The organism is Pseudanabaena sp. CCNP1317 (assembly GCF_034931345.1).
GTDB classification, from domain to species: Bacteria; Cyanobacteriota; Cyanobacteriia; order Pseudanabaenales; family Pseudanabaenaceae; genus Pseudanabaena; species Pseudanabaena galeata.
This window is the reverse complement of the sequence record NZ_JAYGIF010000006.1, coordinates 39382-63523: the sequence shown is the minus strand read 5'-3', so window position 1 is coordinate 63523 and position 24142 is coordinate 39382. Positions and strand designations below refer to the sequence as shown.

Annotated in this window: 14 protein-coding genes; 10 read left to right on the top strand and 4 right to left on the bottom strand. The window is 43.9% G+C overall.

What is annotated here, in order from left to right; genetic code table 11:
* Positions 1-3 precede the first annotated feature (3 nt).
* A complete protein-coding gene (locus tag VB775_RS03735; protein ID WP_281006310.1) occupies positions 4-3615 on the top strand; it encodes a PAS domain S-box protein in 3612 nt (1203 codons plus the stop codon).
* A gap of 94 nt (positions 3616-3709) precedes the next feature.
* On the opposite strand, the gene apcD is transcribed toward VB775_RS03735, so the two are convergent.
* Together apcD and VB775_RS03725 are read right to left on the bottom strand one after the other, a co-directional pair.
* Positions 3710-4195, bottom strand: a complete 486-nt coding sequence (gene apcD / locus VB775_RS03730) for an allophycocyanin subunit alpha-B (RefSeq protein WP_281009429.1) — start codon at positions 4193-4195, stop codon at positions 3710-3712.
* Positions 4196-4341: 146 nt separating this feature from the next.
* Positions 4342-6651 (bottom strand): transglutaminase TgpA family protein, encoded by a 2310-nt coding sequence (locus VB775_RS03725; RefSeq protein WP_281006309.1) that lies wholly within the window; start codon positions 6649-6651, stop codon positions 4342-4344.
* 337 nt (positions 6652-6988) lie between these two features.
* On the opposite strand from VB775_RS03725, the gene VB775_RS03720 reads away from it, so the two are divergent.
* Positions 6989-7741, top strand: a complete 753-nt coding sequence (locus tag VB775_RS03720) for a DUF561 domain-containing protein (RefSeq protein WP_281006308.1) — start codon at positions 6989-6991, stop codon at positions 7739-7741.
* Between the two features lie 192 nt (positions 7742-7933).
* On the top strand, positions 7934-9775 hold the full coding sequence (locus VB775_RS03715) for an Rqc2 family fibronectin-binding protein (protein ID WP_281006307.1): 1842 nt from the start codon (positions 7934-7936) through the stop codon (positions 9773-9775).
* A gap of 7 nt (positions 9776-9782) precedes the next feature.
* Here the strand turns inward: VB775_RS03715 and dusA are convergent, their stop codons facing one another.
* The gene (dusA, locus tag VB775_RS03710; protein ID WP_281006306.1) at positions 9783-10796 is read right to left on the bottom strand and encodes a tRNA dihydrouridine(20/20a) synthase DusA; all 1014 of its coding nucleotides are present in this window, start codon (positions 10794-10796) and stop codon (positions 9783-9785) included.
* Positions 10797-10887: 91 nt separating this feature from the next.
* Here dusA and purN point away from each other — a divergent pair, with 91 nt between their 5' ends.
* The 4 genes from purN (at position 10888) to VB775_RS03690 (ending at position 17229) form a co-directional block, all read left to right on the top strand.
* Positions 10888-11508 carry a phosphoribosylglycinamide formyltransferase gene (gene purN, locus VB775_RS03705; protein ID WP_281006305.1) on the top strand — a complete coding sequence of 207 codons (621 nt, stop codon included), beginning with the start codon at positions 10888-10890 and terminating at the stop codon, positions 11506-11508.
* Between the two features lie 96 nt (positions 11509-11604).
* Entirely contained in the window at positions 11605-11823 is a 219-nt protein-coding gene (locus tag VB775_RS03700) for a hypothetical protein (protein WP_281006303.1), read from the top strand.
* Between the two features lie 133 nt (positions 11824-11956).
* The gene (locus VB775_RS03695; RefSeq protein ID WP_281006302.1) at positions 11957-13456 is read left to right on the top strand and encodes a UDP-N-acetylmuramoyl-L-alanyl-D-glutamate--2,6-diaminopimelate ligase; all 1500 of its coding nucleotides are present in this window, start codon (positions 11957-11959) and stop codon (positions 13454-13456) included.
* 416 nt (positions 13457-13872) lie between these two features.
* Positions 13873-17229: a response regulator gene (locus tag VB775_RS03690; RefSeq protein ID WP_281006301.1), complete on the top strand. Its 3357-nt coding sequence runs from the start codon at positions 13873-13875 to the stop codon at positions 17227-17229.
* 46 nt (positions 17230-17275) lie between these two features.
* On the opposite strand, the gene VB775_RS03685 is transcribed toward VB775_RS03690, so the two are convergent.
* Positions 17276-17506, bottom strand: a complete 231-nt coding sequence (locus VB775_RS03685; RefSeq protein WP_281006300.1) for a hypothetical protein — start codon at positions 17504-17506, stop codon at positions 17276-17278.
* Between the two features lie 402 nt (positions 17507-17908).
* Here VB775_RS03685 and VB775_RS03680 point away from each other — a divergent pair, with 402 nt between their 5' ends.
* From VB775_RS03680 to ileS, 3 genes are all read left to right on the top strand, one after another.
* Complete coding sequence (locus VB775_RS03680) at positions 17909-20230, top strand: NACHT C-terminal helical domain 2-containing protein (RefSeq protein ID WP_281006299.1); 2322 nt, start codon at positions 17909-17911, stop codon at positions 20228-20230.
* A 383-nt stretch (positions 20231-20613) separates the two neighbouring features.
* The gene (locus tag VB775_RS03675; protein WP_281006298.1) at positions 20614-21084 is read left to right on the top strand and encodes a hypothetical protein; all 471 of its coding nucleotides are present in this window, start codon (positions 20614-20616) and stop codon (positions 21082-21084) included.
* Positions 21085-21258: 174 nt separating this feature from the next.
* The gene (ileS, locus tag VB775_RS03670; protein WP_281006297.1) at positions 21259-24135 is read left to right on the top strand and encodes an isoleucine--tRNA ligase; all 2877 of its coding nucleotides are present in this window, start codon (positions 21259-21261) and stop codon (positions 24133-24135) included.
* Positions 24136-24142: the final 7 nt, after the last annotated feature.

Genomic DNA, 24142 nt, shown 5'->3' with positions numbered 1-24142 from the left:
TCCATGACCAAACAGATCAATCCTCTATCTACTAAAGTAATCAGCACTGCGTCAACAGGATTCATCCCTACGCAAATAAATCTTTGTGAATGTAAAGGCTTGAGAATTCCTCTAAGCTTACTGATAACAGTGCCATTTCTGTTAAATACCTTTGGCATTGTTGGATTGATTGGATGGTTATCTTTTCGGAATGGACATCAGGCGATTCTTCTTCTTGCCAATCAGTTCCATCGTAAAGTTACTGAGCAAGTTCAAGACCGTTTACGATCCTATTTAGAGCTTCCCTCTACTCTCAATCAACTTAATGCCAATAGCATTCAGTTAGCCCAAATCGATCCTAGTGATGGAGAGAAAGTCCAAAATCATTTTTGGAAGCAACTACAAAGCTTTCCGCGCATTAGTAATATTTACGTTGCTACGGCTTCTGGCAAATACTTTGGTGCAAGACGAATTAAAGATGGATTTGCTCTGGAAAATTCTAATTCGACTTTTATGACCGATAAATTCGGCAGACCGCAAATATTATTGATGGCAAAAAACAGCTTTAATTTGAGCGATCGCCCTTGGTATCAAACTGTAGTGGAAACTAGACAAAGTATTTGGACTGAAGTATATACAGATTCGATTGCCGAGAAATCTGCGATCACCGCAATTAAGCCGCTATTTCAAGACGATGGTGAGCTACAGGGGGTTTTGGGTGTATCGATGCTATTGGGTGATATCAATCAGTTTTTACAGGAAACAAAGGTTAGTGAGCATGGGCAAACATTAATTATTGAACCTTCAGGCAAATTGGTAGCAACTTCTAATTTGGATGTAGAAACCTCGGCATTAGGTCATAAGTCAGAGCGTATTTTCGCAAACCAAAGCCAAGATAAATTAACTCGTACTGTAGCAGAATGGCTCAAATCACAGCCTGTAAAGAATAGTGATGAGATACAACAGTCAATGATCAAGTTTGAGGGTGAGAAATACTTTATTCAAGTTGGGAAACTGCGTGATGACTCTGGTTTAAGTGGATTGAATTGGCAGATTGTTGTGGCTGTGCCTGCTTCTGATTTTATGCTGCAGATTAAAGAAAATACAATATCCACAGGTATGCTATGTCTAATTGCCCTTGTTTTGAATGCCGTCTTGGGAATTATTGCCGCTCGTCGCATCAGTCGTCCGATCACTCAACTTAGTCAGGCTAGTCAATCGATCGCCAATGGTAATCTCGATCAAAAGGTGGAAGACTCCTGTGTAATTAAGGAATTAGCAATATTGGCAAATTCCTTTAATCAGATGAGTCGCCAGATGAAAAGGTCTCATACCAGACTAGAGGAATATTCACAGCTTCTCATGGAGAAAGTTGATGAACGTACCTATGCATTACAGCAGGAAATCTTGGAACATGAAATCACTGAAGCTGCTTTGAGAGAGTCCGAAGAGAAATTTGCTAAAGCATTTCGTTCTAGTCCTGATGGTATGGCTTTGCTCTCCAATGAAACCTATAAACATATTGATGTCAATAATAAGTGGTCAGAAATCACAGGCTATACTCGCGAAGAAGCGATTGGGGCTGCTCCTTCTGATTTAAATCTTTGGGTTAATTTAGAAGAACGCGATCGCATGTTAGCGATTTTAGAGGTTGAAGGAAGGGTATTTAACTACGAAGCGAATTTTGTAACCAAGGGTGGCAAGAGATTTACGGGGCTGATCTCTTCAGAAACCATTGAATTTGGTGGTAAGGTTTTTGCGATTTATGCAGTCAAAGATATTAGCGATCGCAAGATTATCGAAGAAAATATCAAACAGAGTGAAAAGAAATATCGCGATCTGGTGGAATCAGCCAACTGTATTATTCTCCGATGGGATACGCAGGGTCGGATTTGTTTCTTAAATGATTATGGATTGAAGTTTTTTGGCTATCGATTAGAAGAAATTATCGGTACATACATATTAGATACATTTGTCTCTGCTAGAGATGTATCAGGCGAAGATCTGCGAAACATGATTTCTGAAATATGTTGCGCTCCTGAGAAATATCAACTCAACGAGAATGAGAATATTTGTAAAGATGGGCGGCGGGTCTGGGTAACTTGGTCGAATAAGCCGATCTATAACGATCAGGGACAGTTAATTGAAATTCTATCGGTAGGAACAGATATTACTGATCGCAAGCAAGCCGAAAAGGAACTGCAATCTGCTAAAGAAGTTGCCGATATGGCAAATCGGGCTAAGAGCGATTTTCTGGCGAATATGAGTCATGAGTTACGTACTCCCCTGAATGGAATTCTTGGCTATGCTCAAATTCTCAAACGTAGTTATGATCCTGATAAACATAAAGCTGGTTTAGAGATCATTCAACGTAGTGGTGAGCATTTACTGACTTTGCTTAATGACATTCTCGATCTTTCTAAAATTGAAGCTAAGAAGCTAGAACTCAATCCGAGTGAATTTGATTTACCGAAGTTGCTGCAAAATATTACGGATATGTTCCAATTGCCAGTAGGGGCTAAGGATGTTCAGTTAATCTATCAACCACTGACAGCATTGCCGACTACGATGTATGGCGATGAAAAGCGATTGCGCCAAGTGTTAATTAATCTATTTGGGAATGCTGTTAAATTTACCGATCGCGGTAATGTCTCTCTAACCGTCAGCACTCAGCCCCTCGAATCCAGTAATAAACATAAAGTCCGTTTTGAGATCGCCGATACGGGCGTGGGCATTGATCCTGATAAGTTAGACGATATCTTTTTACCATTCCAGCAAGTAGGCGATCGCGCTCGGCGATACTCTGGCACTGGTTTAGGCTTACCAATTTGCCAAAAACTTGTGGAGATGATGGGGGGACAACTGCATGTGGAGAGCCGCTTAAATGAGGGTAGTACTTTCTGGTTTGAAATAGAGTTAACCGAAGTTCCTAATCACGTTCCCCATGTAATGCTCGATAGTCGTTCTATTATGGGCTACTTAGGAGACCGCCGCAAGATTTTGATTGTCGATGATAAGACTGAAAATCGGATGGTATTAAGTGATTTATTAACGCCTCTTGGATTTATTGTGGCTGAAGCAGTCGATGGTTATGACTGCATTACTCAAGCGCAGATATTTGAGCCAGATTTAATTTTGTTGGACATGGTGATGCCACAACTGGACGGACATGAAACCACAAAGCAGTTGCGTCAGTTGCCAATGTTTCAAAAAACCGCGATCGTCATGGTTTCGGCGAGTGCCTTCAATCAAGATCGCAATCTTAGTATTGCGGTTGGGTGCAATGATTTCATAGCGAAGCCCGTTGACCCAGATGCTTTGTTCTATACGATGCGATCGCTACTCAATTTGGAATGGCAATACGAAGATGCACATACTCATGATCCTAATGTCATAGATGTTGCCAATGACAAGGCTGAGGCGATCGCTCAACCTCTCATCCCACCACCCAACCATACACTCGAAAAATTACTGCAACTTGCCCGCATGGGTGATGTTCTGGCAATTCAGGATGAAGTCACACTTTTACAAGCAACTGATGCTACTTTTAGCCCCTTTGCCAATCAAGTATTAGACTATGCCCGTGATTTTCAAATCAAACGCATTCGCGAATTTTTAGAATTACAAATTCATTAATAAATTTAGAAGGGGGGCGCTCTGCGCCCCCCCCTTCTAAGCGTTAAGACATTAATAAAATTAGAAGGGGGCGCTCTGCGCCCCCTTCTAATTTCTAAGACATTGCTTGAATGATGTAGTCAAAGTAAGGCTCAGTGGTAGCAGCATCATCTCTGCTGAGTAATGCTAAAGATGCATTCTTGAGGCAGCGCACTGCATCAGCCATACCAACTAAAGGCACACCGAGGGAGTTGTACATTTCACGGACACCGATGATGCCGATTTTTTCGATCGGATCTTTATCACCTGCCAAAACCCCATAGGTAGTGAGGCGGATGTACCATGTGAAGTCTCTCAAGCACTGGTTACGTTGCTTTTGACCATAGGCATTACCACCTGGGGAGATGTAATCAGGATGAATTCTAAATAGTTCTTCGGTGGCTTTCTTGACGATTTTGTCTTCGCTTTCTGCCAAGGTTGTGGCAATGCGTACCCTTTGAGCGCCCGTGGCGAGAAAGTTCTGCACACTTTGTAACTCAGAAATGCTGGGATAACGGAGTTCTTCGTCGGCTCTTTCTAAAACTTGACTAACTACACTCATAATTAAAATAAAAAATTTAATATATTCGCCATCTAGTCTACCAAAAGCGGTGAATGCGCCAAGAATTTGTAATAAAATCACAAATCTTCACAATCAAAACCCAAAAGTAGAGTTGCGGCGCTTCGCGCCGCAACTCTACTTTTGGGTTATATTTTGGCTTTTAGCTGCTTGAGCAGCATTTTTAATTCTGTGGCTAAGTTATAGCCGATCCCCCGATCGCCATAACGCCAATCTTGATAGATCTGCGTAATTTTGGCGATCGCATCGGCTTGTTTCTCAGAGACGCGATCGCTGAGACTAGTTACATATTCTTGAGGAGTTTGGTAAGACGATTTTGGTTTGCCCTGCTCCGATAGCCATTGCAACATTTGTTGATAAGTACGCTGCGGGATCGGCATTTTTTGCAAGCGTTGCCGTTGCCACCACCAGATTGCCAATTGCCACAACGCCCAGCCACCAATACCAATACCAAAGGCGATCGCTAAACCAAAGGCAAATCCAATCCAGCCCATATCGATCAGCCAATTCATCACCCCACCCAAAAAATTACCGATACTTTCAAATAGGGCTGCAAAAAAGCTCGTCACTGAACTGGGTAAAAATTGGGCGATCCAACTCCAAAAGGTCTGCATCACGCCAAAGGTGCGGTTGTTTTCCAGCGATGGCGGAAACAGGGGACGATTTGGGATGGGATCAAAGGCAATCCAACCATAGACAGGGAAGTAAACTTCGACTAAGGACTGGGTATCAATGTTCTGCACCTCATACAGCCCTGTAAACGGGTTGAATTTTCCGGGGGCAAAGCCAACTACATAGCGAGTCGGAATTCCTAGCGATCGCAACATGACCGCCATTGTTGAGACAAAATGGCTCTCTTCACCACCACCCTGCTCAATAAACTGAGATACGAGATCGCCCTTAGACTCATCAAATTTTAGAGGTTTAATTTCGTAGTTTTGTTTGACGCTTTGGGCAATCTGTACCACGACATCGTAGGGATTATCCAAAGCGATCGGCTTGCCATCCTTGGCTTTAGCATTAGCAACTAGACTGAGAGCCTGATTCCGTACATCAGGAGATAAATTAGCAGGAACTTGTAAATAATAGTTACGAACTGAGCTTGGATATTCGTTGGGCAGTTGTCGTAATTGTTGGACATTACGAGCCACCACATTGGAAATTACCGTATAGGTAAGATCTTCAGGCAAAGGCCCTGGGCCGCGAATCATCCCCTCTGGATCGATATCTAGCTCTTCACTAGGAAAAAAGACCTGTTTTGGCACAGAAGCGGCAGGTACAAGGTTAGGAAAATTTGGTGATGTAATGGTATAGGTTTGGACTACATCTTGGCTAGCTATGGGTTGGAGTGGTTTTTTGATACCAATGGATGCATGGGGCTGTTGAGCTACAAAAAACTCGTAATTGAAGGGATTACGGCGCACTGTGCGAATTTGGGTGGGATCATTGCGCGAAATCCGCCAGCCCTTACCTGTAAATTCGTCATAGGCCATCACGCGCCAGAATAGCTCCGCTTGCGATCGCACCCGCATCACTAATTCAGGTTGACGCTGCTTACTTTGCTGAGAGCCAGAAACTGTGTCAATTTCAGGTGCAAATAATGGAGGCAAGGTTTCTAAATCGTTATTGTTCCCTGTTCCTCCAGTGCCATTGGGGCTAGTGCCATTGCCAGACTGTTGCTGGTTTTGTTGTTGTCTCGTTAGGATGTCACCTCTAGGCACATCTCTTTCTACTGAAAGATTGACACTGACAGGAAAGTTGCGTAGCTGAAAACCTGGAAGGCGAGGTAAAAAGGCAAAAATTGTTAAGCCTAACACCAACACGATCGCCAATAGTCCCGATAAGGGCAATAGAGAAATCCCCATTTTCTCTGGCTGAAAACTTTTGGTGGGAACGCCTAAACGAGATCGGTGATCAAGCAATAAAATTGGAATCCCTAACAATAAAAAAGCAATTAACCATAGGGCAAACACCATTGTTTGACTGAGGGTGGCGGCTAAAGCCATCAAGATTAATCCGATCACAATCGAATAGCCCAAGTCTTTGCGGCGCGGTAAGTCAAAGCTATGCAAAACCTGCAACTGGATTAACAATCGCGCTAGTAGCAATCTAGTTTCATCGGCATTTCGTACCAGATCGCGCAGAAATACAACTAACATCGCAATCATGGCGATCGCAATGAATAGTTTTACAATGACATTGCGCTTGCGCCTTGCGTACCATGCCCAGACTCCTGCGATCGCGCTGAGAGGGATTGCCCAAGCACTATTCCCTGAACTTGCGACGGAGTCCATAGCCCCAATACTAATAAACACAAAGATTTGGACTAATACCCGCAACGGAATCGAATCCTCAACTCCCGCGATCGTAAATTCTGAAGCTTTTCGCAGTTTGTCAAATGCACCGATCTTGGATCGGGGTTGCTGAATCGTATCCATATGGCTCTGAGGTTAGAGAATATTTGCTTCCAACCACTAGTATAAACAGTTACTTCGTTCCCACTCAAGGATTAGCAGTGCGGCGCTTCGCGCCGCTAATCCTTGAGGAAAGGGAGTAGGACTTACGCAATAGCGCTGTAATACCAAGGCACAAAATGGCGTAGCTATTTTGTGCTTTTAAAACCCTTGCTGGGTCTGGTTTTCAATTCACAAAAGTGTTGCCACTCTTTTGTGAATTGGTATAATTCGTAATTAAATAAGGTGAATTGGTATTACGCAAAATCGCGTTAAAGTAGTTCTACATCTAAATATTCAGTCTATTAGGATGACAAAGATTATGTCTCGTTTACCTATTTCGTTACTCACTGCTTTTAGCCACCGCAACGCGCTCAAGATCATTAGTGGTATTCAAAACTTCGATCGCAACTCCGTGAAAATGGTCGTGCAAGCAGCCGATCGCGGTGGTGCAACATTTGTGGATATCGCGGCTGATACAGAATTAATTGCGATCGCCAAGGCTAATTGCTCTTTGCCCATTTGTGTATCAGCAGTTGAAGCAAGCAAACTAGTAGAAGCGGTAGCTCATGGTGCTGATCTCGTCGAAATCGGTAACTACGATAGCTTCTATGCTCAAGGTCGTGTATTTACTGCCGATGAAATTATTGCTTTGACCACAGAAACTAGAGCCTTACTGCCCCACACCGCGATTTCTGTCACTGTTCCCCACACCTTACCCCTTGATGAGCAAGTTACCCTCGCGGAGAAGCTCGAAGCGATCGGTGCGGACATTATTCAAACTGAAGGTGGTACAAGCTCGGCTCCAGTTCATGCTGGTATCCTTGGGGCGATCGAAAAAGCTTCACCAACCCTTGCGGCGGCTCATGCCATTAGCCGCGCAGTTTCTATCCCTGTTCTTTGTGCATCTGGCTTGAGCAATATCACTGCTCCAATGGCGATCGCGGCTGGTGCATCGGGGGTTGGTGTTGGTTCCGCAGTTAACCAACTGAGCGATGTGGTTTCGATGATTGCGACCGTTCGCGCTCTTAAAGAATCAATTGATCGCAATGTTGCCATCCAAACAGTTGTGTAATTACTTTTTGTCCTAGATCCAAGGGGTGGGTTTTGCCGACGACTTGACCATGCGCTGAAAGACTATCGGCAAAACCTTCCCCTATAGCTGATGCCAATTTTATTAAATTCCTAATCCTTACTGGGTCTGTTTTTTAATTCACAAAAGTGTCGTCACACTTTTGTGAATTGTTATATATATGAGCTTAAGACAATGCAACCTGCTGACCTAACCACCCTTGTAGCTTTGACCCATGAGCTAAATATAGCTTGTGTGCCTGCAAGACTAGAGCAGGTGCATCAAAGCGATCGCCACACGATTCATTTACAATTACGAACTTTAGAAAAGAAACAATGGCTATTGCTATCTTGGCATCCGCAAGCCGCCAGATTACATCTCAGTGCGCCACCACCAAAGCTGCCTGATACTTTCACCTTTAGTCAACAAATTTTGCATCAAGTCGCAGGATTTGCCCTTGTCTCAGTGCAACTAACTAGCCCTTGGGAGCGCGTCGTCGATCTGCAATTTGCTAAACGCCCCGATGACGAGGTGCAGTGGCATCTGTATTTAGAAGTAATGGGCAAATATAGCAACGCAATTTTAGTAAACGCCAACGGCGAAATCGTCACCGCCGCCCACCAAGTCAGCAGCAAGCAGTCGCGAGTGCGTCCAATCCAAACAGGCGATCGCTACGAATTACCACCAGCTTTACTGGAAGCAATTCCCAGTTTGAGTGAATCCTTTGACGCATGGCGCGATCGCTTGATTTTGATTCCCAAGGAGATTAAGCGCAATTTACTCAGTAATTATCGTGGAGTTAGTTCGTCGTTAGTGCGATCGCTATTGGCAATACCTAATATCCATGGCGATCAAAATGTTGCTGATTTAACGCTCTCAGAATGGGAAGCACTATATCAAGCTTGGCAAATATGGCTAACCTGTATTGATAAAAAACAGTTTTATCCACATTTAGAAGGAAAAGGATATGCCCTCACCCCTAGCCTGAACCACGAAAGATCCCCCTCCCTTGTAAAGGGGGAAGAAGAAAATTCTCCCCCCTTTACAAGGGGGGCTGGGGGGGATCTAAAACTCTTTCTATCAGTTAACGATTTTTGCGATCGCTACTATTCTCAACAAACGGGACAAGTCGCTTTTCAGCAATTGCATCAACAAATTAGCCAAGCGATTCAAAATCAGTTAGCCAAATTAAACATTAAAGAAACAGAATTTCTTGACCGACTTAAACTCTCGACTCAAGCCGATGATTTTAAAGATAAAGCAGATTTGTTAATGGCTCATTTGCATCTCTGGGAAATCGGCATGAAAGAGATAAAACTTACGGATTTTCATTCAGAAGCATCAGTGATTATTCCTCTAGATCCCACTCTCAATGCTGCTCAGAATGCTCAATCCTTTTATAAAAAACATCAAAAACAAAAACGAGCAGCCCTTGCGATCGCACCATTATTAGAATCTGTTCAACAGGAAATCGCTTACCTCGAACAGGTTTCTACCGCCGTGAGTTTATTAGAACAGAGTGAACTCTCGGCGTTACAGGAAATTCGGGCTGAACTCGCTCAGCAGGGCTATCTTAAAGTCACCGCCGAATATGCGCCACGCACGAAAAACAATAGTAAAGGTGGCAAAAATAAAAGCAATCGCACTAAGCAAGAAGAAATTCCCGATTGTCATCGCTTTACCACTCCCAATGGATTTGAAGTATGGGTGGGTAGAAACAACTATCAAAATGATTTGATTTCCTTCCGTATCGCTGGAGAATACGATCTTTGGCTCCATGCTCAAGAAATTTCTGGCAGTCATGTGTTGCTGCGCTTACCTGCGGGAGCGATCGCCGAGGATCAAGATCTGCAAACCGCCGCTAATTATGCTGCCTATTACAGTCGCGCTCGACAGAGCGATCAAGTTCCTGTCGTCTGCACGATTCCCAAATATGTATTTAAGCCCAAAGGCGCAAAACCAGGCATGGTCGTTTATACCCACGAAAAAATTATCTGGGGACAGCCAATGAGTTTGAGAATAGAAGCAAAAAAGTAAATGTACATTACCCCTTCACTGCGGCGATCGCTTCGCGGATCACTTCAGAACTAGCACCAACAATACAGGACTTCTCGGTGATAATTCGCTTCCAGAGGCGGCTACCTGCTTGACCATGAAACAATTGCAGCATGTGGCGTGTGATTTTATGTAACCTCAATCCTTTAGCAATCCATTGATCGATATAGGGAATCATCGCCTCAGCAACTTCCACTCGACTACGCATGGGAGTTTCATCACCAAAAAACTCGCGATCGCAAGTTGCAAATAGATAGGGATTGTCATAAGCAGCACGTCCAATCATCACCGCATCAACTTTCTGTAACTGCTCGTGAGCTTGCGCTAAGGTGGTAAACCCTCCATTAATCTCAATAAACAAATGTGGGAATTCTTGCTTTAAGCGATGTACATCGGCATAACGCAAAGGTGGAATTTCGCGATTGTCTTTGGGGCTTAATCCTTGGAGCCATGCTTTTCGCGCATGAACTGAGAAGCGCTGACAACCTGCCTCTGACAGAATCCTGACAAAATTTTGCATGTCTTCGTAAGTATCTAAATCATCAACCCCAATTCGATGTTTGACCGATACAGGAATCTTAGCGGCGGCAATCATGGCTTCAATACATTTAGCAACTAGATCAGGCGTTTTCATCAAACATGCACCAAAGTTGCCACTTTGGACGCGATCGCTGGGACAGCCCACATTCAAATTAATTTCGTCATAGCCCATCGCTTCAGCAATCCGCGCACATTCCGCCAGATCTTGTGGATTGTCACCACCAACCTGCAAAGCGAGAGGATTTTCATCTGGAGAAAATCCTAATAAATAATCTTGATCACCATGTTTAATTGCCGCACTAGTGACCATTTCGGTATACAGCAAAGTCCGTCGCGTAATTTGGCGCATGAAATAGCGATAATGGCGATCGGTGCGATCCATCATGGGCGCAATGCTGAGGGGATAGGTAAGGCGATCGCGATCTTCCTGAGTAGAAAGAGACATTTTCGATAAACTAGTCATGGCAAAATCAGCTATATAGAGGCAGAGCGAAGCACTGCCTCTATATAGTAAACTTGTGTCTGCGCTTTTTGTTTAGAGGTCTTGAAGATTCGTGAGTTTGCCAGTTCTACCCGACAATTCATCTAGTTCCAATTCTGTTGCGATTCTAGGCGTGCTAGCTTCGGGAAGTGGTAGCAATTTTGAGGCGATCGCCTGTGCCATTGAGCAGGGAAAATTGCCAGCCAAAATTGCCTTAGTGATTTATAACGAACCAGATGCTTTTGCCAAACAACGCGCTGAAAAGTTTGGTATTCCTGCAATTTTAGTCAATCATCGCGATTACAAATCACGTCAAGCTATTGATCGTGCCATTATTGAACTTCTCCAGCAATATAAAGTTGATTTGGTAATCATGGCTGGCTGGATGCGAATCGTCACCCAAGTTTTAATTGATGCTTTTCCAGAACGCATTTTAAATATTCATCCCAGTTTATTGCCTAGCTTTAAAGGTATCCATGCGATCGAGCAAGCCTTTAACTATGGTGTCAAGATCACAGGATGCACAGTGCATTTACTCAGTCTCGAAGTCGATAGCGGCAAAATCCTCAAGCAAGCTGCGGTTCCTGTATTGCCAGAAGATAGTTTAGAAGAGCTGCAAAAGCGGATTCAAGTTCAAGAACATATTATTTATCCAGAGGCGATCGCCGAATACAGTCATCATATCTCTAGATAAAACCCCAAACAGGAGGTGCGGCGCTTCGCGCCGCACCTCCTGTTTGGGGTTTTATCTAAGCCAAGCTAAAATAAAACAAATCAGCTTGATATCTATATGCAAGAAGTCATAACCTTATCCTTAGCCGCAGATGTAAAAGACTCCATCGAAGCGAGATCGAAAATTGAATCAATCTCCCCAAACGAACTTATCGAACGTGCGGTTCGTGAGTATCTACTAGTACGTCGATTTCGATCGCTGCGCGAAAAAATGCTGAAAATAGCCGATCTACAAGGAGGCTACAGCGACGAAGATATATTTGAAATGGTGTCATGAGAATAGTCCTTATAAACCCCAAAAAAAGGAGGGCGGCGCGAAGCGCCGCCCTCCTTTTTTTGGGTTGTCACAAATCAAGATTTTGTGTAAGAATTCTGAGATGTTTTGTGCTTGTGAGAAAGGATCGAGAATTATGCGTTTAGGACAATTGCTAGCATTGGCAGGGTATCAAAATTCTCAGCCTGAACTAGATGGGCTAGAAATAAAGCGTGTAATTACAGATTCAAGGGCTTGCCAAGAGGGGGACTTGTTCATTGGCATGACGGGAACTCAAGTAGATGGCGGCAAATTTGCGCCACAGGCAATCACACAGGGAGCGATCGCGGCGATCATCTCCCATACAGCTTTTGATAATTTATCTGAACAAGATCAAGCTAAGGCGATCGCCGTTGATGATGTGGTAGTAGCTTGTAGCAAAATTGCCACTGCGTTCTATGACTATCCTGCTCAAAAGCTAAAACTGGTAGGTGTAACAGGCACAAATGGCAAAACGACAACCACGCACCTGATCGAGTTTTTATTGCAAACTCAATATGCAGTAGCGTTGTTCGGCACACTGTATACCCGTTGGGCTGGCTATTCTAAGACCGCCAACCATACCACCCCCTTTGCCGTGGACTTACAAGCACAACTTGCTGAAGCGATCGCCGCAGGTTGTGACATGGGCTTGATGGAGGTTAGCTCCCATGCGTTAGACCAACGGCGCGTATTAGGTTGCCCCTTTGAGGTCGCCGTATTTACCAACTTGACCCAAGATCATTTGGACTATCACAAAAATCTAGAAGACTATTTTCAAGCGAAGGCTTTGCTATTCAGTGATACCTATTTGCAAGGTCGAGCCATTATTAATTTTGATGATCCCTTCGGACAACGTTTGGCGCAAATGATTACAGACAAACCCATTTGGACTTATAGCATTAGCAATTCCCAAGCAGATTTTTATACTGAGAACTTGACCTATTTGCCCAATGGCGCGACGGGAACCTTGCACACCCCACAGGGCGCGATCGCATTTCAGTCACCCCTAGTTGGTCGCTTTAATGTCGAGAATATCTTGGCAGCGATCGCTACGGCTCTGCACATGGGGCTAAGTTTGACAGAATTAGTCAGCCGTTTACCCGAATTTAAGAGTGTTCCGGGACGTGTGGAAAGAGTACAGGTTAGCGACGATCAAGATGTCACCGTGGTCGTGGACTATGCCCATACCCCTGATAGCCTAGAAAACCTGCTCAAGGCGATGCGTCCCTTTACGCAGCGCGAATTAATTTGTGTATTCGGTTGTGGTGGCGATCGCGATCGCACTAAGCGCCCATTGATGGGGGGAATTGCTGCGAGACTCGCCGATCGCGTTTATGTAACTTCTGACAATCCCCGTACTGAAGATCCCCAAAGAATCCTTGATGATGTCGTAGTTGGTGTGAATGCGAATATCGGCGATAAACCGATGACTGTCGAAGGCGATCGGCATAAATGTATCCAAACAGCTATTTATGAGGCTCAGTCAGGCGATACGATTCTGATTGCAGGTAAGGGGCATGAAGACTATCAAATTATCGGGCGAGAAAAAATCCATTTTGATGATCGTGAGGAGGCTCAATCGGCTCTCATCCACCGCCAAAACTTGATCCGCTAATCAGTTTCCAACCTTTGGATATTTAAAGAGAGCTATATTTTTAAGATTTGGAGGGTAGTGAGAGTGCGCCCCTTCGGGGCGCACTCTCACTACCCATATTGGATTCAAAAGCTGAGCAAATAATGGGCGAATGCTAGGCAAATCCTAGGCAAAAACACGTAAGGAGGATCGGTTATGATGCAAAAGGAAGTATATTCAGAACCAAGCCAAGTTTATCAACTCCAAGTTCATTTGCATTAGTGTTTACTGATACTTTTTTTAGAGGAGTTTGCCAATGAGTATATGGTTATTCGCAAAATAAAAAATAGCTCCTGTAAGGTTTTTGAGTTTTTATTACGCCATCAGCAAAAAAATAAAGCTCACTAGTTTCTCAACTCAAAGTTTTTGGCATCAAAATTTTAGGAAGAAGTAGCTCCATGGGTTCGCAAATCGCCCCCAAACCTAAGTTGCTAGTTATCGATGATGAACCCGATAACTTAGATTTGCTATTTCGGACTTTTTATCGAGATTATGAAGTTTTACGTGCGAATAGTGGCTTAGAAGCTCTGGAATTACTGGATCGCGAAGGAGAAGTTGCGGTAATTATCTCCGATCAAAGAATGCCGATCATGAGTGGAACTGAATTTTTGAGCCAAATGGCGGTTAAATATCCAGATACGATGCGGATTATTTTGACAGGCTATACCGATGTTGAGGATTTAGTTGAAGCAATTAATACTTGCAAAGTATTCAAATATGTCACCAAACCTTGGGATGAATTAGAACTTAAAAATGTAGTACGTCAAGCCATTGATACGCACAATGTTTTGCGAAATCGTACTGCTGATTTACGCCGCACTCTACGCCAACAATCCCTACTGAATGCGATCGCCTCATCAGTCGATAGTGCCGCCCCATATCGGGAAATCATTGCCACAATCGCCGAAGCGATCGCTCGTAATTTTGATGTTTCAGGCAGCATTTTAAGACTAGTTGAGAACAGGCTACTTTCGGAAGACTATTTTGCCTATTGCAGTCTTCCAATCGCCGAGTTACCCCAACTAGCAAAGGTACTCACCTTGCGATCGCAGATTGTGGCAATTAATGATATTGATAGCGATCGGCGTATTTCCGAAGCTGATCAATCTATTTATGCCAAAGCGAATATTAAATCAGTTCTATTTGTTCCCCTTGAAGTCCAAAAAGAATGTTTGGCAATGTTAGCTCTCTATCATTGCGACAATCCACATTTATGGAGTAACGATGAATTAGACTTAATTGATTTAGCCGCCGATCAAGCTGCGATCGTCAGTTCTCGCGCCAGAGCCTACGATCGCATTCAAGAACTTGCCAAACGAGAATCTCTCCTCAATACGATTACCAGTACCATTCGATCCAGTCTCGATCCTCAAAAGATCTTTGCATCAATTACCCAGCAGCTAGGTCAAGCCTTAAACTCCGAAAGTTGTGCTTTGTCTCTATGGACAGAAGAAGATAGTTATTTACGTTGCGTAGGGCTACATTTGCTCGATCCCGATGAGATGCTCGATAATGCAGTAAATCCCGATGAAACAGCCTTACCGCAGTCAACTGCCAATATCTCCGTTAATCCCGTCTTTCAAGCCTTAATTGAATCAAAGCAGCCCGTCGCCATTTCTGATTTGCACGAAAATCCAGAATGGAATATTGCCGATTTACCATTACGCTCCATTGCTCGATCGCTTCTAATTGTCCCCTTACTGTCAGAAGGCAAGATAATTGGGAGTATTTCTATGCGTCAAAATAAACTGCCGCGTCATTGGCAACCTGAAGAGGTGTCCTTAGTCCAAGCTGTGGCAGCGCAAGCCGCGATCGCAGTCCAACAAGCCCATCTCTTTCAAAAGACTCGCCAACAAGCCCAGCAACTACTTGAACTAGATCTCCAGAAAACTGAATTCTTTCAAAATCTTTCCCACGAATTCCGCACCCCCCTCACCCTCACCATTGGTCCCTTAGAAGCAGCGATCGAGAAATCTCAACCACTTCCCCTCGAACAGTCGGTAATTGCTTTACGCAACTGTCGCCGTTTGCTACGTCTGGTTAATCAATTGCTTGACATTCAACGTCTCGACGCAGGTAAGATGCAGGCTTGTTTCCGCCCTTGCAATCTTGTCGAATTTACCAGTCAAACCATTGATGCTTTTCGCCCCTATTGCGATCGCAAAAATATCCATCTATTTAGTGAGTTTAGCGAATGTCCAGAAATCTATCTGGACTTAGAGAAATTTGATAAAGTCCTCTATAACTTACTGTCCAATGCGATGAAGTTCACGCCTAGTAATGGCAGTGTTACGGTTAGTATTTCCACTGATATAGATGGTCAGCATTGTATTCTGAATGTTCATGATACAGGGATTGGCATTCGTCAAGATCAAATTCCATTTCTATTTGATCGCTTTCGTCAAGCTGAAGGTTCCGTTAACCGTAGCTATGAAGGTAGTGGTTTAGGGCTAGCTCTAGTCAAAGAATTGGTTAATCTGCATGGTGGCAATATTTCCGTCACCTCAGACTACGGTCATGGTACAAACTTTGCAATCATAATTCCCACTGGTAAAAAGCATTTACCCTTCGATCAAGTTACCAACCTACCTGCGGATTTACAAATATCTAGAGCTTCAGTGGAACTTGCGGATCTAGAAACTGACCTCAGTTTAGAAGAAGATATATTCATGCAGGATAGTGAGCATGAAGAAATTTCTTATACTCCCACAGGTAAAATTTTAATCGTTGATGATAATCGTGACCTGCGCGGATATTTACGGCGCGTTCTCAATCAAGCAGGCTATAGTGTAATTTCCGCTCACAATGGCGCTCATGGCTATACCGAAGCTCAAAAACACTGTCCTGATTTGATCGTGACGGATTTAATGATGCCCCAAGTCTCTGGTTTAGATTTGATTGCGATGATTCGTCAAGATCAGCAATTAGCAGGTACGCCGATGATTTTGCTCACGGCTAAAGCTAATGAAGAGACGCGCATCGAAGGTACAGAAATGGGTGCAGATGCCTATCTAGCCAAGCCTTTTAACGATCGCGAATTGTTAGCGGAAGTTCGGAATTTACTTGCGCTTAAGACCAACGAACGGCGGGTGGCTCAACTCAATCTCTATCTCACCGAATCAGTTCTTAAGCGTTTCCTTCCCCCCAGCTTGGTTTCCAAAGCCGCCACTGGTGAACTCAGTCTGGATTTACGTCCTGAGCCAAGGATGATTACGGTTCTCTTTACAGATATTGTGGGCTTTACTTCCCTTGCGAATACTTTGCGATCGCGGCGTGTTGCTGAGTTGCTCAATCAATACCTAGGTGCGATGACAGAAGCAATTTTTGCCAATGGTGGCACGGTTGATAAGTTTATGGGGGATGGCATTATGGCTCTCTTTGGTGCGCCTGAGGATTGCAGTCCCAATGAGCAAGTCCGCCGTGCTGTCCAAACTGCAAAACATATGCAGCGATCGCTGGCTCAACTCAATGAGCAATGGGCGGCTCAGGGAATTCCCACGGTCAGATTTCGCTGTGGCATTCATCAGGGTACAGCCGTGGTGGGGATGTTTGGCAGTGCGGAGCGATCGGACTATACAGCGATCGGCCCCACGGTAAATATTGCTGCACGTATCCAATCGGCGGCGGAACCTGATTGTATTCTTGTATCTGCGACGGTTGCGGATTATCTCAATGATGAGGAGCTTCGCAAGCGTGAACCTCTTAAGTTGAAAGGTGTTGATGAAACTGTACTCACCTTTTTTGTGGATAGTTAACTGAGATCTTGTACCAATCTAAAAGGTGGTAGCAATATTAGCATTTTTACTTTTTGTCTGACGATGGGCGATCGAGGATGACTCGAATCAGTACAGCAAGAGCGAGAATTGTGCCGACAGTTGGGCTATTTATTAGAGCAGGAATTGTATTGGATGCGTCAACGGGTGTTGTTGAAGGTATGGATTCGATCGCAGTTTGTTTGTTAGCAGGTGAGCTATTGGTTTGGGCGATCGCTTGAGTCGTGACTGGCTTTTGAACTTGATTTTGAGTGTCCATATTTTTAAGTTGCCTTTGATTGCTTTGACAATATCAAGAATCTCAAATTAAGTTTGGAGATCAATCCACATACATAGTCTTACAAGCCTTACATTGCCTTACATAGTCAGGCTTACAGAACATATCTCCACTGCCACAAAAAAGGTCAAAGATTGTAGGGGCAAAGCATTCCCGCAACCATTTACGAATTTACCGATCTTTTGAAATCGGGAATGCTTTGCCCTTAACCTCAAAACGCAGGGAAAATTTATCGGTGAAAGCGAAGAGGGTTAAGCATTTGCGGAGTGATGTCTCTGTGATGAGTTTAGAAATTGTGGCGCAAATGCTTAACCCCTACAATTTTTTGTCTTTTTACTATTAAATTTTCGGTTAATATAATTTTATCTAATCGCCAGATTGTCTATGTTTCCTAGCAATTTCTTAACTGATTTGGCTCGTAAGTACGAGTTGTCTTCTGAACAAGAGGAAGTATTTTTGCTTTGGTGGGGCAATGGTAAAGATGATCGCGAAATATCGGAGCAACTGCACGTCACGGCTGAGGCAATCCGTAATCGCAAGACAGGTATTTACAAGAAGTTTAATATTGCGGGTACTGGCGCGAATAAGGCGAATAAGTTGCGAAATTGGTTAGAGGCAGAGGCGAAAAAGCAGAATGTAAAAGCTGAGCTTCAACCTGACGACGACCTTGATTTGCTAGTCCAAGATGTGAAGCAAAAAATCGCGGCGGATGTGACTGATCGCTGTGGGACGATGCGGGTTTTGGATATGACGCAACCTGTCGATCTGGATCGGATTTATACCGATGTGAATATCATTAAGGAGGTGATCGGGCGGCGGCGGATTGGCTATGACGAGGTGATGGAGGTTTGCACCCGTGAGCATTTTGATCGCTTTTTAGTAGGGACGATTAAAGAACGGGTGACGGGGCTTAAAGCGGTTGATGAAATTCAAAAGTTAGTGGTGTTGGGTAAACCGGGGGCAGGGAAAACCACGTTTATGAAATATTTGGCGATGTCATGCCTTGCGGGTAAGTTTCATGGGGAACTTGTGCCGATCTTTGTGACGCTGAAGGCTTATGCGGAGGAGAGGGGACAGCCATCGCTAGAAAATTACATTTTGACGGAATTTGAAAAGCGCAAAGTATCACAGGATGTAGCCAAACAGTTGCTAGATAATGGTAAAGCGTTAATTCTGTTGGATGGATTGGATGAGGTAAAGAAAGAGGATGATCGCCGTGTTAAGCAGGACATCGATCAATTTTCGCGGGATTGGCTAAAAAATCGCTTTGCGATCACCTGTCGGATTGCGGCGCGAGAATACCAGTTTGAGAAGTTTACGGAAGTTGAGGTTGCCGACTTTGATGATGGGCAGATTGAAACCTTTGTGAATAATTGGTTTCGGGAGAGGGATGAATCAAAGGCTGAACGGATGTTAGATAGGTTAAAGGGTAATGAACCTGTCAAGGAATTGGCGAAAAGCCCTTTGTTACTGACGCTGTTGTGTTTAGTATTTGGAGAGCGTAATGACTTCCCGCCGAAGCGATCGGAACTGTATAGGGAAGGTTTGGAAGTATTGATGAAAAAGTGGGATGCGAAGCGGAATATTGAGCGGGAGATAATTTATAAGCATCTGTCGCCACAAAACAAGGAGGATATGCTGGGACAGATTGCCTTTAATACGTTTTTGAATGGTGAGTATTTCTTTCGACAAGAAGATTTGCAACGTCAGATTAAGGACTATATATGCAATCTCCCTGAAGCATCTGCCGATCCTGATGCTTTACGGCTGGATAGTGAGGTGGTGCTAAAGGCGATCGAGCATCATCATGGATTGTTAGTAGAGAGGGCAAGATATATTTATTCTTTTTCCCATTTGACTTTTCAGGAATATTTTGCGGCGCGTGAAATTGAGAGGGAAAGACATTTTGAAAACTTGATCGAGAATATTTCTAATCCTAGATGGAAAGAGGTATTTTATCTGACTGCGGAAATGTTGCGGCGATCGGATGATCTTGTGAAGATGATGAAGGAGCGCATTGACGGAATGTTAAGAGATGATGTGAATTTACAGGTGTTTTTGGAGTGGCTAAAGAAAAAAACAGATTCTGTGCAGACAAATTATAAGATTACTGGAATGAGAGCTTACTATACCTATCTTGGATTACATTCGTTTGTCCATTATCTAGAGAGCAATCCCCAAGTTCGCCGTACTCGTAACCGTGCTCATGCACATTTTCTTTCTCTCAAAGAAGTTCTCCAAGTATCTCGTGATTTTGCTTTTGTAATTGATAGCAAACTTTCTCATGACATTAACTTTGACAGTATTAGTATCATTGAAAATGACTTAATTCTTGATCGTGATCTTTCTCGAAATCTTGTTCGTGATTATAATGTTGAGATCGCCAGCTCTTTAAAACTAAATGTATTGGTCAACGTGCTACAAAAACTTAAAGATAAATCTTTACCCATTGAACATGTAGATTCTCAATTAGTCTCTAAATACTGGAAATCAAATGGAGAAGAATGGAATCAAGAATTGCATCAAATCTGTATCGATTGCCGCAATATTGGTCATGATTGGCAATTTACTAAAGAGCAAGCAAAACTTCTCAAACAATATTACGCAGCCAATCTCTTCCTCGTCGAGTGCATGAACCGCAGCTACGTCAGCAAACAAGTCCGCGAAGAAATCGAAGCAACGATGCTGTTGCCAAGTAAAAAGTAGAAAGGAAAAAGGAAAAAAATTCTTTTTTGGATTCTTGGTTTGTAGGTTAAATTATTAGCGATTCTTGAACAACCCCAATTTTTACTTTTACCCTTTACCTTGTTACTTTGTTTGTCTAACCTTTACCCCGAGATCCCAGAACAGGGCTACCAATTCCCGACTCTCCCTACCCGCATACCCAAATTGGTTCACGCACCAGTCGGCGCACAGGAGACACATATCGTCAAGCCAGAGAATTTGGCTATGATGGCGAAATTATTAGAGACATTGATTTTACCAATCATCGTCGTGCTGACCATACTAACCCACATCAACATCGCTATAATCAAGTTACAGGAAAGCGACAGTCTGCCGAACCACTATAGCTTTTCAGGAAAATAAAAATGTCTAATGTAATTGAAATCAAATATCAGGATAACCAAGGCACATCAACAATTGAACTGATAGACCTATTAAACCTGATTGCACAGGACAAACAAAAACTTGTCTGGTCAATTTTAGATCTCGAAGCGATCGGCGACATCAGCACGATTTGGGAAAGAGGCATCCTAGATTTAGAAGAGAATATCAAAGACTTACCACAAGGATTAATCTTGAGTTGGCAGATGCTAGTTCTATTAGTCAGAAAATTTGATCAAGTAATTAATACCGTCATCGTTGGTTGTCAAGAAGTATCTCGAATCCCCTCTTTAAAACCAGATATAGATCTTGATGCACCTTGCGAAATCGTTTTAGAACTAATTGATAGTTCTGTTTGGCGCATTTATTCTAAAGACGAAAGATTATTGCAGCACCTACAGCATGAATTTACCAACGTTCGACAAGTAGACGCGATCGCCGAAGTTTTATACTAGCGATCTCGCACCTAAAATCATTTTTGAAATTTTCTTTTATTTCCGATCGCACTGTAGATATGCTGATAGGCGATCGCAGTCCACAAATACGATCATCATAAAATATAGCTGTTTGCTTAATATTGCGTCATAATGGGGAGTAAACCTTAGCAAAACTTGACCCAGTTTAGAACAATGACATCCGCTCCTAAAGCCAAATCTGAGAATCCAGCCAGTAATCCCGAATACAAAGACACCGTTAACTTGCCGCAAACTGACTTTTCGATGCGGGCAAATGCAATTATTCGTGAACCTGAGATTCAAAAATTTTGGCAAGAGCAAGGTATTTTTGAAGCCCTATCCCACAACAACAAAGGTGATGTGTTTACCCTCCATGATGGCCCCCCCTACGCCAACGGCACATTACACATGGGTCATGCCTTAAATAAAGTTTTAAAGGATATCATTAATCGCTATAAATTATTGCGTGGCTACAAAGTGCGCTACGTGCTGGGTTGGGACTGTCATGGTTTGCCAATCGAGCTTAAAGTTTTACAGAATATGAAGGCAGAGGAACGTGCTAATTTAACGCCTTTGCAATTGCGGAAAAAAGCCAAGGAATTTGCCCTGCAAACGATTAACGAACAAGCAACGGGCTTTCAGCGCTGGGGCATTTGGGGTGACTATGAGAATTCCTATTACACATTAAAGCCTGAATACGAAGCCGCACAAATCAATGTATTCGGACGCATGGCTCTCAAAGGCTATATCTATCGTGGTTTGAAACCCGTCTATTGGTCGCCCAGTTCCCATACTGCCCTCGCCGAAGCCGAATTGGAATACCCCGAAAATCATGTTTCGCGCAGTATCTATGTTGCATTCCCAGTCACGCAATCTAGCGATAAGCTAAAGGCGATCGCCGATCTAACCAATCTCCATGCTGTGATCTGGACAACCACACCTTGGACGATTCCTGCGAACTTGGGCATTAGTGCCAATCCCCATCTTGACTACAGCATCGTTGCGGCGGTTGATAAAAATTATATCGTGGCAACAGAACTGGTTGAGAAGTTAGCCGCCACCTTTGAGCAAGCTTTGGAAGTCAAATATACCTTCAAGGGAGATGTTCTCGAAGGTGCGATCGCCAAGCATCCCATTGTTGATCGCCCCAGTCCTATTGTGCTAGGCGATCACGTCACTGCTGAATCAGGTACGGGTTTAGTGCATACTGCGCCTAATCATGGTCAAGATGACTTTATTGTGGGCAGAAAATATCATTTGGGCATGATTTCCCTTGTGGACGATCGCGGTATTTTCAATGAAGATGCTGGCGAAGAATTGGCAGGTTTGAGCGTGCTTAAGGAAGGCAATGCCAAGGTTGTAGAAATCTTGACCACTAATGGAACCCTGATTAAAGAAGAAGCCTATAATCATAAATACCCCTACGATTGGCGTACTAAGAAGCCTGTGATTGTTCGCGCCACTGAGCAGTGGTTTGCCTCCGTTGATGGTTTCCGCGAAGAAGCTTTGAAATCGATCAAAGAAGTTAACTGGATTCCTGCGATCGGTGAGAATCGGATTACTTCAATGGTGCAAGAGCGATCAGACTGGTGTATTTCCCGTCAGCGCACTTGGGGTGTACCGATTCCCGTATTCTATGACGAAGAAACCAATGAGCCTTTGCTCACGGAAGAAACTGTTACTCACATTCAAGAACTCATTCGCGAATATGGCTCCGATATTTGGTGGGAAAGAGAAGTGGAAGAATTACTTCCTGAAGCCTATAAAAATAATGGTCGCAAGTATCGTAAAGGCACAGATACAATGGATGTCTGGTTTGATTCTGGTTCATCATGGGCAGGAGTACTCGGCGGCGAAAGCCATGATTCACGCACTGTTCCCTATGCGATGAACTATCCTGCGGATATGTATCTTGAAGGCTCCGATCAACATCGTGGCTGGTTCCAATCTTCGCTCCTTACTAGCGTGGCGACCAATGGCTATGCACCTTACAAGACTGTGTTAACCCATGGCTTTGTCCTCGATGAGAAGGGACAGAAGATGAGTAAATCCCTTGGCAACATCGTTGATCCGATGGTGGTGATTAATGGCGGTAAAGACCAGAAGAAAGAACCTCCCTATGGTGCAGATGTGATCCGTCTCTGGGCGGCGAGTGTCGATTACAACGGTGATGTTCCCATCGGTAAAACCATCTTGGCGCAGATGTCCGATGTGTCGCGCAAGATTCGCAATACCGCCAGATTCTTGCTCAGCAACCTCTTTGATTTTCAACCTGCTGAACATTTAGTTCCCTATGCCGATCTCACCGAAAGCGATCGCTATATCCTGCATCGTCTCGCCGAAGTCACCAAGGACATCACCGAAGCATACGAGAAATTCCAATTCTCACGCTTCTTCCAAACCATCCAAAACTTCTGCACCGTTGATTTATCTAACTTCTATTTAGACATTGCTAAAGATCGCCTCTACATCAGTGCGCCTAACGCTCCCCGTCGCCGCAGCTGCCAAACAGTGTTGATGTATTGCCTAGAGGCAATTGCCAAGGCGATCGCACCTGTACTAGCCCACACTGCTGAGGATATCTGGCAATACTTGCCCTACCCCGCACCCACTAAGTCTGTCTTCCAATCAGGATGGTTCACTGTGCATTCTGGATGGTACAAGCCTGAACTAGCAACCAAATGGGAATATCTCCGCGAAGTGCGATCGGAAGTAAACAAGGTTCTAGAAGCAGCAAGAACTGGTAAATTGATCGGCGCTCCCTTAGAAGCAAAAGTCTTATTATCCGTATCTGATCCAACCCAAAAGGATTACCTAGCTTCCATCGGTGCAGAATTGCGTTACCTCTTCATCGTCTCCCAAGCCGAGATTGTCGAAGAGTTACCAATTACTGAATTCACAGGCGAAGTCGAGAACCTCAAGGTTGCCGTAGTTAAAGCCGATGGCGATAAATGTCCTCGTTGCTGGAACTACTCCACCCATATCGGTGAGTCTGTCGAGCATCCCCATATCTGCGATCGCTGTGTCGGTGCATTAGCAGGTACTTTTTAGTATTGCC